The sequence below is a fragment of the Salmonella sp. FC25216 genome (assembly GCF_057751355.1).
The window spans coordinates 78,279-92,110 of record NZ_JBDGON010000002.1; the positions used below are offsets into that span (position 1 = coordinate 78,279).

At 53.8% G+C, this 13,832-nt stretch carries 16 protein-coding genes; 9 read left to right on the top strand and 7 right to left on the bottom strand.

All coding sequences use genetic code 11. The features are described from left to right. Positions 1-89 precede the first annotated feature (89 nt). Both AC3G3F_RS03860 and cutC read left to right on the top strand, forming a co-directional pair. Entirely contained in the window at positions 90-659 is a 570-nt protein-coding gene (locus AC3G3F_RS03860) for a VOC family protein (protein ID WP_053508911.1), read from the top strand. Positions 660-678: 19 nt separating this feature from the next. Continuing rightward, the gene (gene cutC, locus AC3G3F_RS03865) at positions 679-1,425 is read left to right on the top strand and encodes a copper homeostasis protein CutC (protein ID WP_023248807.1); all 747 of its coding nucleotides are present in this window, start codon (positions 679-681) and stop codon (positions 1,423-1,425) included. A gap of 305 nt (positions 1,426-1,730) precedes the next feature. Here the strand turns inward: cutC and cmoB are convergent, their stop codons facing one another. The 5 genes from cmoB to AC3G3F_RS03890 all read right to left on the bottom strand — a co-directional run bounded on the left by cmoB (position 1,731) and on the right by AC3G3F_RS03890 (position 5,512). Continuing rightward, positions 1,731-2,702 carry a tRNA 5-methoxyuridine(34)/uridine 5-oxyacetic acid(34) synthase CmoB gene (gene cmoB, locus AC3G3F_RS03870; protein WP_070802194.1) on the bottom strand — a complete coding sequence of 324 codons (972 nt, stop codon included), beginning with the start codon at positions 2,700-2,702 and terminating at the stop codon, positions 1,731-1,733. After that, the gene (gene cmoA / locus AC3G3F_RS03875; RefSeq protein ID WP_023248805.1) at positions 2,699-3,442 is read right to left on the bottom strand and encodes a carboxy-S-adenosyl-L-methionine synthase CmoA; all 744 of its coding nucleotides are present in this window, start codon (positions 3,440-3,442) and stop codon (positions 2,699-2,701) included. The genes cmoB and cmoA overlap by 4 nt, the downstream gene beginning before the upstream one ends. Before the next feature lie 40 nt (positions 3,443-3,482). After that, entirely contained in the window at positions 3,483-3,878 is a 396-nt protein-coding gene (locus AC3G3F_RS03880; RefSeq protein WP_023248804.1) for an MAPEG family protein, read from the bottom strand. Between the two features lie 252 nt (positions 3,879-4,130). Further along, entirely contained in the window at positions 4,131-4,949 is an 819-nt protein-coding gene (locus AC3G3F_RS03885; protein WP_063390543.1) for a DUF72 domain-containing protein, read from the bottom strand. Then, a complete protein-coding gene (locus tag AC3G3F_RS03890) occupies positions 4,946-5,512 on the bottom strand; it encodes a hydrolase (RefSeq protein ID WP_488394474.1) in 567 nt (188 codons plus the stop codon). Before AC3G3F_RS03890 ends, AC3G3F_RS03885 begins: the two co-directional genes overlap by 4 nt. A gap of 324 nt (positions 5,513-5,836) precedes the next feature. Between AC3G3F_RS03890 and aspS the strand changes: the two genes are divergently transcribed. The 6 genes from aspS to ruvB all read left to right on the top strand — a co-directional run bounded on the left by aspS (position 5,837) and on the right by ruvB (position 11,205). Then, on the top strand, positions 5,837-7,609 hold the full coding sequence (aspS, locus tag AC3G3F_RS03895; protein ID WP_053508916.1) for an aspartate--tRNA ligase: 1,773 nt from the start codon (positions 5,837-5,839) through the stop codon (positions 7,607-7,609). Between the two features lie 102 nt (positions 7,610-7,711). Beyond that, positions 7,712-8,164: a dihydroneopterin triphosphate diphosphatase gene (gene nudB, locus AC3G3F_RS03900; RefSeq protein ID WP_053508919.1), complete on the top strand. Its 453-nt coding sequence runs from the start codon at positions 7,712-7,714 to the stop codon at positions 8,162-8,164. A gap of 29 nt (positions 8,165-8,193) precedes the next feature. After that, on the top strand, positions 8,194-8,937 hold the full coding sequence (locus AC3G3F_RS03905; RefSeq protein ID WP_488394476.1) for a YebC/PmpR family DNA-binding transcriptional regulator: 744 nt from the start codon (positions 8,194-8,196) through the stop codon (positions 8,935-8,937). Positions 8,938-8,971: 34 nt separating this feature from the next. Next, the gene (gene ruvC / locus AC3G3F_RS03910; protein WP_023248798.1) at positions 8,972-9,493 is read left to right on the top strand and encodes a crossover junction endodeoxyribonuclease RuvC; all 522 of its coding nucleotides are present in this window, start codon (positions 8,972-8,974) and stop codon (positions 9,491-9,493) included. Positions 9,494-9,574: 81 nt separating this feature from the next. Beyond that, positions 9,575-10,186 (top strand): Holliday junction branch migration protein RuvA, encoded by a 612-nt coding sequence (gene ruvA, locus AC3G3F_RS03915; RefSeq protein WP_023248797.1) that lies wholly within the window; start codon positions 9,575-9,577, stop codon positions 10,184-10,186. Between the two features lie 8 nt (positions 10,187-10,194). Continuing rightward, on the top strand, positions 10,195-11,205 hold the full coding sequence (ruvB, locus tag AC3G3F_RS03920) for a Holliday junction branch migration DNA helicase RuvB (RefSeq protein ID WP_000568510.1): 1,011 nt from the start codon (positions 10,195-10,197) through the stop codon (positions 11,203-11,205). Positions 11,206-11,256: 51 nt separating this feature from the next. Here the strand turns inward: ruvB and znuB are convergent, their stop codons facing one another. Both znuB and znuC read right to left on the bottom strand, forming a co-directional pair. Continuing rightward, positions 11,257-12,042 (bottom strand): zinc ABC transporter permease subunit ZnuB, encoded by a 786-nt coding sequence (gene znuB, locus AC3G3F_RS03925; protein WP_023248795.1) that lies wholly within the window; start codon positions 12,040-12,042, stop codon positions 11,257-11,259. Beyond that, positions 12,039-12,794: a zinc ABC transporter ATP-binding protein ZnuC gene (gene znuC, locus AC3G3F_RS03930; protein WP_053508920.1), complete on the bottom strand. Its 756-nt coding sequence runs from the start codon at positions 12,792-12,794 to the stop codon at positions 12,039-12,041. The genes znuB and znuC overlap by 4 nt, the downstream gene beginning before the upstream one ends. 78 nt (positions 12,795-12,872) lie before the next feature. On the opposite strand from znuC, the gene znuA reads away from it, so the two are divergent. Then, entirely contained in the window at positions 12,873-13,817 is a 945-nt protein-coding gene (gene znuA, locus AC3G3F_RS03935) for a zinc ABC transporter substrate-binding protein ZnuA (RefSeq protein WP_488394480.1), read from the top strand. The last annotated feature ends 15 nt before the right edge of the window (positions 13,818-13,832 follow it).

Here is a 13,832-nt window from a genome sequence, read left to right on the forward strand (position 1 = left end):
TTCAATAAACGCCCAATCAAATCAAAGGTTGGTTGACGGGACGCAACAGCGTAAATTAGCGGTTTTCACAGCAAGAAGAGCGTCCTGATATGGCGAACTGGCAAAACATTGACGAACTGCATGATATTTCCGCAGATTTACCGCGATTCACTCTGGCGTTCAGAGAACTTTCCACTCGTCTTGGTCTGGATATTAGCGCCCTTGAGGCCGATCACATTTCCTTGCGCTGTCACCAGAATACGACGGCAGAGCGTTGGCGTCGCGGATTTGAACAATGCGGTGAGTTACTGTCGGAAAATATCATCAACGGCAGGCCGATTTGTCTGTTTAAACTGCATGAACCGGTATGTGTGGAACACTGGCGGTTTTCTGTCATTGAATTACCGTGGCCGGGAGAAAAACGCTATCCGCACGAAGGGTGGGAGCATATTGAAATCGTGCTGCCCGGCGAGCCGGAGACCTTGAACGCGAGGGCCCTGGCGTTGTTGTCGGATGAGGGACTTAGTCAGCCGGGGATCGTGGTTAAAACCAGTACGCCGCAGGGCGAGCATGAACGTTTGCCAAACCCTACGCTGGCCGTGACCGATGGCCGCGTCACGGTAAAATTTCATCCGTGGTCGATTGAAGCGATCGTCGCCAGTGAACAGGCTGCCCATTAACCTGCCGACAGGAGTGAATATGGCGTTACTTGAGATCTGTTGTTACAGCATGGAATGCGCGCTCACCGCGCAGCGAAACGGCGCGGATCGTATCGAACTGTGCGCTGCGCCGAAAGAAGGGGGGCTTACGCCTTCGCTGGGCGTCTTACGCAGCGTGCGCGAGCATATTACGATTCCCGTACATCCGATTATTCGTCCTCGCGGCGGGGATTTTTATTACACTGACGGCGAATTTGCCGCCATGCTGGAAGATATTCGCCTCGTCAGAGAGTTGGGTTTTCCCGGGCTGGTTACTGGCGTGTTAACCCTTGACGGGGATGTCGATATGTTGCGAATGGAAAAAATAATGGCGGCGGCCGGACCGCTGGCGGTGACATTCCACCGCGCCTTTGATATGTGCGCTAATTCCTTCAATGCGCTAAAGAATCTGGCTGACGCAGGCGTAGCAAGAGTGCTGACCTCCGGGCAAAAATCCGATGCGGCGCAAGGTTTATCAATAATTATGGAACTTATTGCACAGAGGGATGCTCCAATCATTATGGCTGGTGCGGGGGTTCGTGCAAATAACCTGCAGAATTTCCTCGATGCCGGAGTACGGGAAGTACACAGTTCCGCCGGAGTCTTACTGCCTTCGCCGATGCGCTATCGCAATCAGGGGTTATCGATGTCTGCCGATATTCAGGCGGACGAGTATTCCCGCTATAGGGTAGAGGGGGCGGCGGTCGCTGAAATGAAAGGAATCATGGTTCGCCATCAGGCCAAATGATTTTTACCGTTGCATCATGTCGCCCAATATGATGCTTGCTCGTACCAGGCCCCTGCAATTTCAACAGGGGCCTTTTTTTATCCTTCTCCTGCATATTTCGGTCTGCTACTGCGTTGGCAATAACTCGGCCCATCCCTGGGCCTCGCCCTTGCGGGCGCTGTGAACAGCGTTCAAATTCGTTCCAGACGAATTTGTCCTCGCGCACCCCGGTCACGTAGTGATCTACGCTCCCGGGGATTTGCTGCGTCGCCGCCTTGTCGCAAACCGAACTATTTTGGAGAAAATGTGCCACCAGTCAAAAATGACTAGGGTTTACGTGCAATCAATACCGCACGTAATGGGGCGGGATAGCCTTCTACCGTTTTACTGTGATCGTTCGGGTCAAGAAAATCGGCCAGCGATTCGGTTATCATCCACTCGGTGCGGCGCTGCTCTTCGGTGGTGGTGACGCAAACGTCAGCGATACGCACATCAATAAAGCCACATTTTTCCAGCCATTTTTTTAATGCCGGCGCGGAAGGAATAAAATAGACGTTACGCATCTGGGCATAGCGATCTCCGGGCACCAGAACGGTATTTTCATCGCCGTCGACGACCAGCGTTTCCAGTACCAGTTCACCCTCGTTGACTAACTGATCTTTTAACTGCCACAGATGCTCCAGCGGCGAGCGACGGTGATAAAGCACCCCCATCGAGAAGACGGTATCAAATGCTCTCAGCGCCGGGAGTTGTTCAATGCCCAACGGCAGCAGATGCGCGCGCTGATCGTTACCCAACAGTTTACGCACCGCCTCAAACTGGCAGAGGAAAAGCTGCGTAGGATCGATGCCGACCGCCAGATGTGCGCCTGCGCCAATCATCCGCCACAGGTGATAGCCGCTGCCGCAGCCGACATCAAGGATCGTCCGGCCGGTTAAATCTGACAAATGCGGCAGTACGCGATCCCACTTCCAGTCGGAACGCCATTCGGTATCAATATTGACGCCATAAAGCGAGAACGGGCCTTTACGCCACGGCATCAGATTACGCAGCAACGTATCAATACGCTTTAGCTGACCTTCGCTGAGCGGCGTTTCGCTTTCCGCCGTGACGCTGTGCAGTAAGTCCAGCCGCCAGGGCGTAATTTCCGGTAAAAATTCTACCGCGTTCGACCACTGTTTAAACAAGCCATGCTGCTGCTCGCGTTGCCAGGCGGCAATCTGCGCTGGTAATGTTTCCAGCCAGTGGGAGAGATGATTTTTAGCAATGAGCTGATAAAAGTTACCAAACTCGATCATGCGGCAACTCCGGCTTTTAACGCGACAAGCGACCCAAAATTAAAGCACTGGAACCACAGTTCGCTGTGTTCGAAACCCGCCTTACGCAGGCGCGCTTTATGCGTTTCCACCGAGTCGGTGAGCATCACGTTTTCCAGCATACTGCGCTTCTGGCTGATCTCCAGTTCGCTGTACCCATTCGCGCGTTTAAAATCGTGGTGCATGTTGAATAACAGCTCGCCCACTTTAGCGTCTTCAAAGCTAAATTTTTCCGACAGCACCAGCGCGCCGCCGGGATTTAACCCCTGGTAAATCTTATCCAGCAATGCCTGGCGTTCGGCAGGTTCAAGGAATTGCAGGGTAAAATTCAGCACCACCAGCGAGGCGTTTTCAATAGTGATATCGCGGATATCGCCTTCAACTACGTCAACCGGCGTAGGCGCTTTATACGCATCAATATGGCGGCGGCAGCGTTCAATCATGGCCGGGGAGTTATCGACGGCGATAATCCGACAATGCTCATGGCGGATATTGCGCCGAACAGACAGCGTCGCGGCGCCCAGCGAGCAGCCCAGATCGTAGACCTGCGTGTTCGGCTGCACAAAGCGTTCAGCCAACATACCGATCATAGAGATGATGTTAGAGTAGCCGGGCACCGACCGTTGAATCATGTCGGGGAAAACTTCGGCTACTCGTTCATCAAAAGTCCAGTCGCCGAGACGGGCGATAGGCGCAGAAAAAAGCGTGTCGCGGTGAGACATAACGTATACATCCGGGAAAAATAAAGGCGCGTATTGTGCGCTAATACAGGGAGAAAACCAACTCCCAGGGCATATACCACAGGTTTGCCAGCACCATCAGCAACAATGCACACCAGGTCGCGCTCATCCCCGCCCGCCGCCAGCGGAACAGGCGGTGGTGGAAGCCGTAATAATGCATCAGCCGACCGGCGATTAAAATGATGCCGCAGATATGCACCATCCACGTTTCGGCGCCGTTCATTTCCATAAACAGCAGCAGTACCAGCGCGACGGGAATATATTCCACCGCATTACCATGAATACGGATAGCGCTTTGCAGCTCGCTAAAACCGCCGTCGCCATAGGCGACACGGTACTGCATTCGCAAGCGAACGACATCAAAAGAGAACTTCATTAATAATAACGCACCCAAAACGGCATAAAGCGCGCTTACCATACAAACTCCCTTTACTTTTCATACTTCAAGTTGCATGTGCGTTGGCTGTAGATACTTGACTCATCTCTGGGTCTCGCCCCATACGGGGCCGCTGCAAGCCGCGTTCAAATCTGCTCCCGGCAGATTTGTCGTTCACTCCAGTCACTTATTGAATGTAAGCTCCCGGGGATTCTCTCCCTTGCCATCTTCCTGCAACTCGAATTATTTAGAGTAAGTAATGGCTGATGGCATTGCCTATGATAGGGGGCATTTTCAGAAAAGAGAAGATTGCTGTGGAATGGACGGAGCAGTGCCGATTTCCGGTAAGACGCTGCGTAAATCATGCCAAAGCGTATTCACCAGTTCCGGCGCCTGCGCGATATCCGGAGTATGTAAAAACAGAAAAGGCGTGGTGGTCTGCCGCCACTGCGGGAGTTTCTGCAACCAGGCGGCGAAAAACTGACGGTTTTGCGCCATATTATCGCTACCGATAAAACGCACCATCGGATGGCTGGCCGTCACGACCGCATGTACCGGGACTTTGGGTTTTTTCCGCTGCGCGTCGCGGACGGCCTCGCTGTGGGGATGGGCGGCATGTACCGGACGACTATCCAGGATCACGCGGTTTACGCCGCGCTCGTGTAACCCGCGATTGAACCGCTGTTCATCCTCACCTTTGTCAAAAAAACACGGATGACGAACTTCTACGCCATAGGTAAACGTGGCGGGGAGCGCATCAAGAAATTGCCATAAGGCGGGGAGATCTCGCGGTCCAAAGACGGCAGGCAACTGAAGCCAGTATTGGCCAATGCGCGTTTCCAACGGTGCCAGACGGGTAAAAAATTCCTGCACCAGATCGTCGCAATGACGCAGAGCGGCCTGGTGAGAAATGGTCGCGGGAAATTTGAAACAAAAACGAAAATCATCCGTAGTTTGCGCATACCAGCGATCAACAATTTCCGCTTTCGGCAGCGCGTAAAGCGTGGTGTTGCCCTCCACGCAGTTAAAGTGGCGGGCATACTCTTCCAGACTGGTGATGCCGAGCCGCGCCCATTTCGGGTGCGACCATTGCGGCAAGCCAATGTAGATCATAAGGCGTTTAAAATATCCTCTATGCTACGTACCCGGCCAATACGCGGGAAAATATGCGTCATACTGCTCTGATGCTGCTCACTGCTGGCGGCGCTACAGGCATCTTCGGCAATAATAAGGTTAAATCCCAACTCCCAGGCGTTACGCGCTGTGGATTCGACGCCGATATTGGTTGAGATCCCGCACAATATGATGGTGTCGATACCCCGGCGGCGAAGTTGTAATTCCAGATCGGTGCCGTAAAACGCGCCCCACTGGCGTTTAGTCACTTCCAGATCGCTGTCAGTTTTACCCAATGCCGTAGGCCAGGTCCACCAGTTTTCCGGCAACGCGTGCGCAGGCGTTGAAGCATCAACCGGCTGTTTTAACGCCTCGGCATAATCCTCAGACCATCCGACGCGTACCATGACCACTGGCGAGCCGTTGGCGCGACACTTTTCCGCCAGCCGCGCGGCGCGGGCGACCACCTCGTTTGCCGTGTACGGGCCGCCGGCAAACGGAAGAATTCCTTCCTGTAAATCAATAACTACCAGGGCGGTTGTGGTCGCGTTGAGTTTCAGCATGATAATCACTCTCCTAAAAATAGCGGATTTCGCTATACCTTAAGCACGATTAAAGAGGAAAGCGGCGACAAATATTGTTAATTTTTGTGAGCATACGCAATACCCGCGTGAAAAACCCGGGTACAGTCAGTATGAACCAGGCGTCGATACCGCATGAAACGGGCAAGTTATCGCTCCCATGCTGGATTGACTCTTATCGTGCGGCAGAATTTCCAGTATAATAGCCGCCTTTTTTCATCCAGTTGTGACATACAGCTAAAGCTGCGACTTCGTCGCCTGCATGGCAGGCAACAATCCGCCTGCGGCTAAGTTAAGGGATATCTCATGCGTACAGAATATTGCGGACAGCTACGTCTGTCCCACGTGGGGCAGCAGGTGACTCTGTGTGGTTGGGTCAACCGTCGTCGTGATCTTGGTAGCCTGATCTTTATCGATATGCGCGACCGCGAAGGTATTGTGCAGGTGTTCTTCGATCCGGATCGTGCGGACGCGTTAAAGCTGGCCTCTGAACTGCGTAATGAGTTCTGCATTCAGGTTACGGGCACCGTGCGTGCGCGTGACGCGAAAAACGTCAATGCGGATATGGCGACCGGCGAAATTGAAGTGCTGGCGTCCTCTCTCACTATCATCAACCGCGCAGACTCACTGCCGCTTGACGCTAACCACGTTAATACCGAAGAGGCGCGTCTCAAGTACCGCTATCTGGATTTGCGTCGTCCGGAAATGGCGCAGCGCCTGAAAACTCGCGCCAAAATTACCAGCCTGGTGCGTCGTTTTATGGACGATCACGGTTTCCTTGATATTGAAACGCCGATGCTGACCAAAGCCACGCCGGAAGGCGCGCGCGACTATCTGGTGCCTTCGCGCGTTCATAAAGGTAAATTCTACGCGCTGCCGCAGTCGCCGCAACTGTTTAAACAGCTCCTGATGATGTCCGGTTTCGACCGTTACTATCAGATAGTCAAATGCTTCCGTGATGAAGACTTACGTGCTGACCGCCAGCCTGAATTTACTCAGATCGACGTCGAGACCTCCTTCATGACCGCGCCGCAGGTGCGCGAAGTGATGGAAGCGTTGGTGCGCCATTTGTGGCTGGAAGTGAAAGGCGTGGATCTGGGGGATTTCCCGGTCATGACATTTGCAGAGGCGGAACGTCGTTACGGCTCTGACAAACCAGACCTGCGTAACCCGATGGAGCTGGTGGATGTCGCTGACCTGCTGAAATCGGTAGAGTTCGCGGTCTTCGCGGGCCCGGCTAACGATCCGAAAGGCCGTGTGGCTGCGCTGCGTGTGCCGGGCGGCGCACAGCTTAGCCGTAAGCAGATCGACGATTACGGTAACTTTGTTAAGATCTACGGCGCGAAAGGCCTGGCGTATATCAAAGTTAACGAGCGCGCGAAAGGTCTGGACGGGATCAACAGCCCGGTGGCCAAGTTCCTGACCGCCGACATCGTAGACGCTATCCTTGAACGTACTGGTGCGCAGGACGGGGATATGGTTTTCTTCGGCGCAGATAACAAAAAAGTGGTTGCCGATGCGCTGGGCGCGTTGCGTCTGAAACTGGGCAAAGACCTGAGCCTGACCGACGAAGACAAGTGGGCGCCGCTGTGGGTGATTGACTTCCCGATGTTTGAAGACGACGGCGAAGGCGGTTTGACCGCGATGCACCATCCGTTCACCGCCCCGCGCGACATGACGGCGTCTGAACTGAAAACTGCGCCGGAAGAAGCCGTCGCTAACGCTTACGATATGGTGATTAACGGCTACGAAGTGGGCGGCGGTTCGGTGCGTATTCACAACGGTGAAATGCAGCAAACCGTATTTGGTATTCTCGGTATCAATGAGCAGGAGCAGCGCGAGAAGTTCGGCTTCCTGCTGGATGCGTTAAAATACGGTACGCCGCCGCACGCGGGCCTGGCGTTTGGTCTGGACCGTCTGACCATGCTGTTGACCGGCACCGACAATATTCGTGATGTTATCGCCTTCCCGAAAACGACCGCCGCCGCGTGTCTGATGACCGAAGCGCCAAGTTTCGCCAACCAGGCGGCGTTGACGGAGTTGGGTATTCAGGTTGTGAAGAAAGCTGAGAATAACTGATATGAACAATGTACACGACATCATTCGCGCGATATCGCGGCGGTCCACAAGGGCGAGTCTCATCAATGAGCGGCTTCACCTAACAGCCAACAACGAGGCCGCGTGAAGGATAAAGTGTACAAGCGCCCCGTTTCGGTCCTGGTGATTATCTTCGCGCAAGATACGAAACGGGTGCTGATGTTGCAGCGACGCGACGACCCGGATTTCTGGCAGTCGGTGACGGGCAGTGTGGAAGAAGGGGAGACCGCGTTGCAGGCCGCCGTGCGTGAAGTCAAAGAGGAGGTCACGATTGATGTTGCGGCAGAGCAACTGACCTTAATCGACTGCCAACGTACGGTGGAGTTTGAGATTTTTTCACATTTACGTCATCGCTATGCGCCGGGCGTCATGCACAATACAGAATCCTGGTTCTGCCTTGCCCTACCGCATGAGCGTCAGGTGATATTCACAGAACATCTGACGTACCAGTGGCTTGATGCGCCTGACGCGGCGGCGCTTACCAAGTCCTGGAGTAATCGGCAAGCGATTGAAGAGTTTGTCATTAACGTCGCCTGAAAAGGCGCGCTTTTTTTGAGGAAATATTTATGGCAGGTCATAGTAAATGGGCCAACACCAGACATCGTAAAGCTGCGCAGGATGCCAAGCGCGGTAAAATCTTCACTAAAATTATTCGTGAACTGGTAACGGCAGCTAAATTGGGCGGCGGCGATCCGGATGCCAACCCGCGTCTGCGCGCGGCCGTGGATAAAGCTCTGGCCAACAACATGACCCGCGACACTCTGAACCGCGCCATCGCTCGCGGCGTCGGCGGCGATGATGATGCGAACATGGAAACCATCATCTATGAAGGTTACGGTCCTGGCGGCACGGCCATTATGATTGAGTGTCTGAGTGACAATCGTAACCGTACCGTAGCGGAAGTGCGTCATGCTTTCAGCAAGTGCGGCGGTAATCTGGGTACGGACGGCTCAGTGGCGTACCTGTTCAGTAAGAAAGGGGTCATCTCCTTTGAGAAAGGTGATGAAGACACCATCATGGAAGCCGCTCTGGAAGCTGGCGCGGAAGATGTTGTGACCTATGATGATGGCGCGATTGATGTTTACACTGCCTGGGAAGTGATGGGCAAAGTGCGTGACGCGCTGGAAGCGGCGGGTCTGAAAGCGGACAGCGCCGAAGTGTCCATGATCCCGTCAACCAAAGCGGATATGGATGAGGAAACCGCGCCGAAACTGCTGCGTCTGATTGATATGCTGGAAGACTGTGATGATGTTCAGGAAGTCTACCATAACGGTGAGATCTCTGATGAGGTTGCCGCTACCTTAGAATGAGGTGGTTGAATCCGAACATAACAGGAGATGCGTGATGGCTATTATTCTCGGCATTGACCCGGGGTCGCGCATCACCGGTTATGGCGTTATTCGTCAGATCGGCAGGCAACTGACCTATCTGGGCAGCGGATGTATTCGCACTAAAGTCGATGATCTGCCGTCTCGTTTGAAGCTCATATACGCAGGCGTGACGGAAATCATTACGCAGTTCCAGCCGGACTATTTCGCTATCGAACAGGTGTTTATGGCGAAGAATGCCGATTCAGCCCTCAAATTGGGACAGGCGCGCGGCGTAGCAATTGTCGCCGCGGTCAACCAGGAACTGCCGGTGTTTGAATACGCGGCGCGTCAGGTGAAGCAAACCGTCGTCGGTATTGGTAGCGCGGAGAAAAGCCAGGTGCAGCATATGGTGCGAACGTTGCTGAAGCTCCCCGCTAACCCGCAGGCAGACGCCGCAGATGCGCTGGCTATCGCGATTACGCATTGCCACGTTAGCCAGAACGCGATGCAAATGAGCGAGAGCCGACTCAATCTGGCGCGGGGAAGGTTGCGATAATGACAAATGAGGCTGGATATCTATCCAGCCTTTTTTTATGATACGGCTTTACCTTTTCAGCCCTTTACGCAGGAGCGTCATGTGATTGGCAGACTCAGAGGCATTATTCTCGAAAAACAACCCCCGATTGTGCTGCTGGAGACAGGGGGTGTAGGCTATGAAGTGCATATGCCCATGACCTGTTTCTATGAGCTCCCGGAATCCGGAAAGGAAGCGACTGTCTTTACCCATTTTGTGGTGCGTGAAGATGCGCAGTTGCTGTACGGATTCAACAATAAGCAAGAGCGCACGCTGTTTAAAGAGCTAATCAAAACAAATGGCGTCGGGCCTAAGCTGGCGCTGGCGATCCTCTCCGGCATGTCGGCGCAACAGTTCGTCAATGCGGTTGAACGTGAAGATCCTGCGGCGCTGGTGAAATTACCCGGCATCGGTAAAAAAACCGCTGAACGATTGATTGTGGAAATGAAAGACCGCTTTAAAGGGCTACATGGCGATCTCTTTACGCCAGCGGTCGATCTGGTATTGACGTCGCCAGCCAGCCCGACAACGGACGATGCTGAGCAAGAAGCGGTTGCTGCGCTGGTGGCGCTGGGTTATAAACCGCAAGAAGCCAGTCGGATGGTGAGCAAAATCGCTCGTCCGGACGCAAGCAGTGAAACACTGATTCGCGACGCGTTACGCGCCGCGTTATGAGGTAAAGGATGATAGAAGCAGATCGCCTGATTTCAGCAGGCGCCACGATCGCAGAGGAAGTTGCCGATCGCGCCATTCGCCCTAAGTTATTGGCGGAGTATGTCGGTCAACCGCAGGTGCGCTCCCAGATGGAGATCTTTATTCAGGCGGCAAAACTGCGCGGCGACGCATTAGATCACTTGCTGATTTTCGGTCCGCCAGGGTTAGGTAAAACGACTCTGGCGAATATCGTGGCCAATGAAATGGGCGTTAATCTGCGTACCACATCCGGCCCGGTGCTGGAAAAAGCGGGCGATCTGGCGGCCATGCTCACCAATCTTGAACCGCATGATGTGCTGTTTATTGATGAGATTCATCGGCTTTCACCGGTGGTGGAAGAGGTGCTCTACCCGGCGATGGAAGATTACCAGTTGGATATCATGATTGGCGAAGGGCCAGCCGCGCGGTCGATTAAAATCGACCTGCCGCCGTTTACGCTCATTGGCGCGACGACGCGAGCAGGTTCGCTGACCTCGCCGCTACGCGACCGTTTTGGTATCGTGCAGCGCCTGGAGTTCTATCAGGTGCCCGATCTGCAGCACATTGTCGGGCGCAGCGCCCGGCACATGGGGCTTGAGATGAGCGATGACGGCGCGCTGGAAGTGGCGCGTCGGGCGCGCGGTACGCCGCGTATAGCCAACCGTCTGCTCAGACGTGTGCGTGATTTCGCCGAGGTGAAGCATGACGGGGCTATTTCTGCGGAAATTGCCGCGCAGGCGCTGGATATGTTGAACGTCGATGCGGAAGGGTTTGACTATATGGATCGCAAACTGCTGCTGGCGGTTATTGATAAATTCTTCGGTGGTCCGGTGGGACTGGATAACCTTGCGGCGGCGATTGGCGAAGAGCGTGAAACCATTGAAGATGTGCTGGAGCCGTATTTGATTCAGCAGGGCTTTTTACAGCGCACGCCACGCGGCAGAATGGCAACAGTGCGTGCGTGGAACCACTTTGGTATTACGCCGCCGGAAATGCCTTAAGCTTGATTATGCCGGATGGCGGTGTTGAACTGCGCCACCCGGTAACATCCCCTAGCTCGCCTGTTTTTTCATCATGCTGAAGATAAACAGCATGGCTGCGCACAATACCACTGACGGACCTGCTGGCGTATCATAGAACGCGGAGAAGGTCAGTCCGCCCGTTACGGCGATCATTCCTGTTACCACCGCTACACCCGCCATCTGCTCCGGCGTACGGGCAAAGCGACGCGCGGTTGCGGCGGGGATAATCAGTAGTGATGTAATGATCAGTGCCCCGACAAACTTCATCGCTACGCCGATGGTTAACGCCGTTACCAGCATCAATAGCAGCTTCACGCGCTGTAACTTCACGCCATCGACAAAGGCAAGATCCGGGCTGATAGTCATCGACAGCAAGTTGCGCCACTGCCAGAAGAGAATAGCCAGCACAATAACTACGCCAATGGCGATCGAGATAAGATCTTCCGGCGTGACGGCCAGCAAATCGCCAAACAGATAAGCCATTAAATCAACGCGAACATTGGACATCAGGCTGACAACGACCAGTCCTAAAGACAGAGCGCTATGCGCCATAATGCCCAGTAAGGTATCAATCGCGAGGTGAGGGCGTTTCTCCAGCCATACCAGACCGGCGGCCAGCAGCAGCGTAACGGCGATTACCGCATAAAAGGGGTTAACGTCCAGCAACAGGCCAAACGCCACGCCCAGAAGCGACGCGTGAGCCAGTGTATCGCCAAAGTAGGACATCCGACGCCAGACCACGAATGAGCCCAACGGACCTGCGGCGCAGGCCAACATCATTCCGGCTAGCCAGCCGGGCAGTAATAATTCAATCATGAGTGACCATTTCCCCGGCGCAGTACAATACGGCCCTGTAAATCATGGCGATGATTATGATGATGGCGATAAATCCCCAGTTGCTCTGCACCGCGCGGACCAAACATAGAGATAAATTCCGGATGCATAGACACCACTTCCGGCGTGCCGGAACAGCAAATATGATGGTTCAGGCATAACACCTCATCTGTTTTTGCCATTACCAGATGTAGATCATGCGACACCATTAGCACGGCGCAATCGAGTTCGCGGCGCAACTGATCGATAAGGTCGTATAACGCGACCTGGCCGTTGACATCCACGCCTTGCGTCGGCTCATCAAGTACCAGCAACTGCGGCCGGTTAAGCAGAGCGCGGGCCAGCAGTACGCGCTGTGTCTCGCCGCCGGAGAGTTTTTGCATGGGTGCGTCAATCAGATGTCCGGCCTGAACACGTTTAAGCGCCGGAAGAATATCCGTTTTTTGTGTGCCGGGACGTAAACGTAAAAATCGGTTTACCGTCAGCGGAAGCGTGGTATCGAGATAGAGCTTTTGTGGGACATAGCCGATACGGAGTTGTCCGTTGCGCTTGATCACTCCTTCATCAGGAGCTACCAGTCCTAAAACCACGCGCACAAGCGTTGACTTCCCCGCGCCGTTAGGACCGAGAAGCGTTAAAATTTTTCCGGGGCTCAATTCAAGCGACACGTCAGAGAGGACGCGGCGTTGACCAAATGAGACCGAGACGTTTTCCAGTGAAACTAAACTTGTCATGTCAATTTTAGGCTTGCAGAAGTGATAGGATGTTATAATATCACATTTCACACATTCATTACGATGATTGGTCGCATTATGTTACAGAAAAATACGCTTCTTTTCGCAGCATTATCCGCCGCGCTTTGGGGGAGTGCAACCCAGGCTGCCGACGCCGCCGTTGTCGCTTCGCTTAAACCGCTTGGGTTTATCGCTTCCGCCATTGCTGACGGCGTTACGGATACGCAAGTCTTACTTCCGGATGGGGCTTCCGAGCATGATTATTCATTGCGTCCATCAGACGTAAAACGCTTACAGGGCGCGGACTTAGTCGTCTGGGTTGGCCCGGAAATGGAAGCCTTTATGGATAAGTCGGTCAGGAATATTCCTGGTAATAAGCAGGTTACCATTGCGCAACTTGCCGATGTGAAGCCATTACTCATGAAGGGCGCGGATGATGATGAGGATGAACATGCGCACGCTGATGCCGATGATGAAAAAGGTGACGTACATCACCATCACGGCGAATATAACATGCATCTTTGGCTTTCCCCAGAGATAGCGCGGGCTACAGCGGTTGCAATCCATGAAAAATTAGTGGAACTTATGCCGCAAAGTCGAGCCAAACTCGACGCCAACCTGAAGGATTTTGAGGCACAATTAGCCGCAACCGATAAACAGGTCGGTAACGAGCTCGCGCCGCTCAAGGGGAAAGGGTATTTCGTTTTTCATGACGCCTACGGTTACTACGAAAAACACTACGGACTCACCCCACTCGGTCACTTTACCGTGAACCCTGAGATACAACCTGGCGCGCAGCGTTTACATGAAATAAGAACACAGTTGGTTGAGCAAAAAGCAACCTGCGTTTTTGCTGAGCCACAATTCAGGCCAGCGGTCGTGGAAGCCGTGGCGAGAGGGACATCCGTTCGAATGGGAACACTGGACCCCCTCGGGACGAACATTAAACTGGGTAAAACAAGCTATTCAGCGTTTTTAAGCCAATTAGCCAACCAGTATGCGAGCTGCCTGAAAGGAGATTAATGAGGAAGTGAATAC

What these genes read in the sequence shown, in the direction of transcription:
- aspS (WP_053508916.1), top strand. Translation starts at nt 5,837, where the DNA reads ATGCGTACAGAATATTGCGGACAGCTACGTCTGTCCCACGTGGGGCAG.
- cutC (WP_023248807.1), top strand. Translation starts at nt 679, where the DNA reads ATGGCGTTACTTGAGATCTGTTGTTACAGCATGGAATGCGCGCTCACC.
- AC3G3F_RS03860 (WP_053508911.1), top strand. Translation starts at nt 90, where the DNA reads ATGGCGAACTGGCAAAACATTGACGAACTGCATGATATTTCCGCAGAT.
- AC3G3F_RS03905 (WP_488394476.1), top strand. Translation starts at nt 8,194, where the DNA reads ATGGCAGGTCATAGTAAATGGGCCAACACCAGACATCGTAAAGCTGCG.
- AC3G3F_RS03880 (WP_023248804.1), bottom strand. Translation starts at nt 3,878, where the DNA reads ATGGTAAGCGCGCTTTATGCCGTTTTGGGTGCGTTATTATTAATGAAG.
- AC3G3F_RS03890 (WP_488394474.1), bottom strand. Translation starts at nt 5,512, where the DNA reads ATGCTGAAACTCAACGCGACCACAACCGCCCTGGTAGTTATTGATTTA.
- ruvB (WP_000568510.1), top strand. Translation starts at nt 10,195, where the DNA reads ATGATAGAAGCAGATCGCCTGATTTCAGCAGGCGCCACGATCGCAGAG.
- ruvC (WP_023248798.1), top strand. Translation starts at nt 8,972, where the DNA reads ATGGCTATTATTCTCGGCATTGACCCGGGGTCGCGCATCACCGGTTAT.
- AC3G3F_RS03885 (WP_063390543.1), bottom strand. Translation starts at nt 4,949, where the DNA reads ATGATCTACATTGGCTTGCCGCAATGGTCGCACCCGAAATGGGCGCGG.
- znuB (WP_023248795.1), bottom strand. Translation starts at nt 12,042, where the DNA reads ATGATTGAATTATTACTGCCCGGCTGGCTAGCCGGAATGATGTTGGCC.
- cmoB (WP_070802194.1), bottom strand. Translation starts at nt 2,702, where the DNA reads ATGATCGAGTTTGGTAACTTTTATCAGCTCATTGCTAAAAATCATCTC.
- znuC (WP_053508920.1), bottom strand. Translation starts at nt 12,794, where the DNA reads ATGACAAGTTTAGTTTCACTGGAAAACGTCTCGGTCTCATTTGGTCAA.
- znuA (WP_488394480.1), top strand. Translation starts at nt 12,873, where the DNA reads ATGTTACAGAAAAATACGCTTCTTTTCGCAGCATTATCCGCCGCGCTT.
- cmoA (WP_023248805.1), bottom strand. Translation starts at nt 3,442, where the DNA reads ATGTCTCACCGCGACACGCTTTTTTCTGCGCCTATCGCCCGTCTCGGC.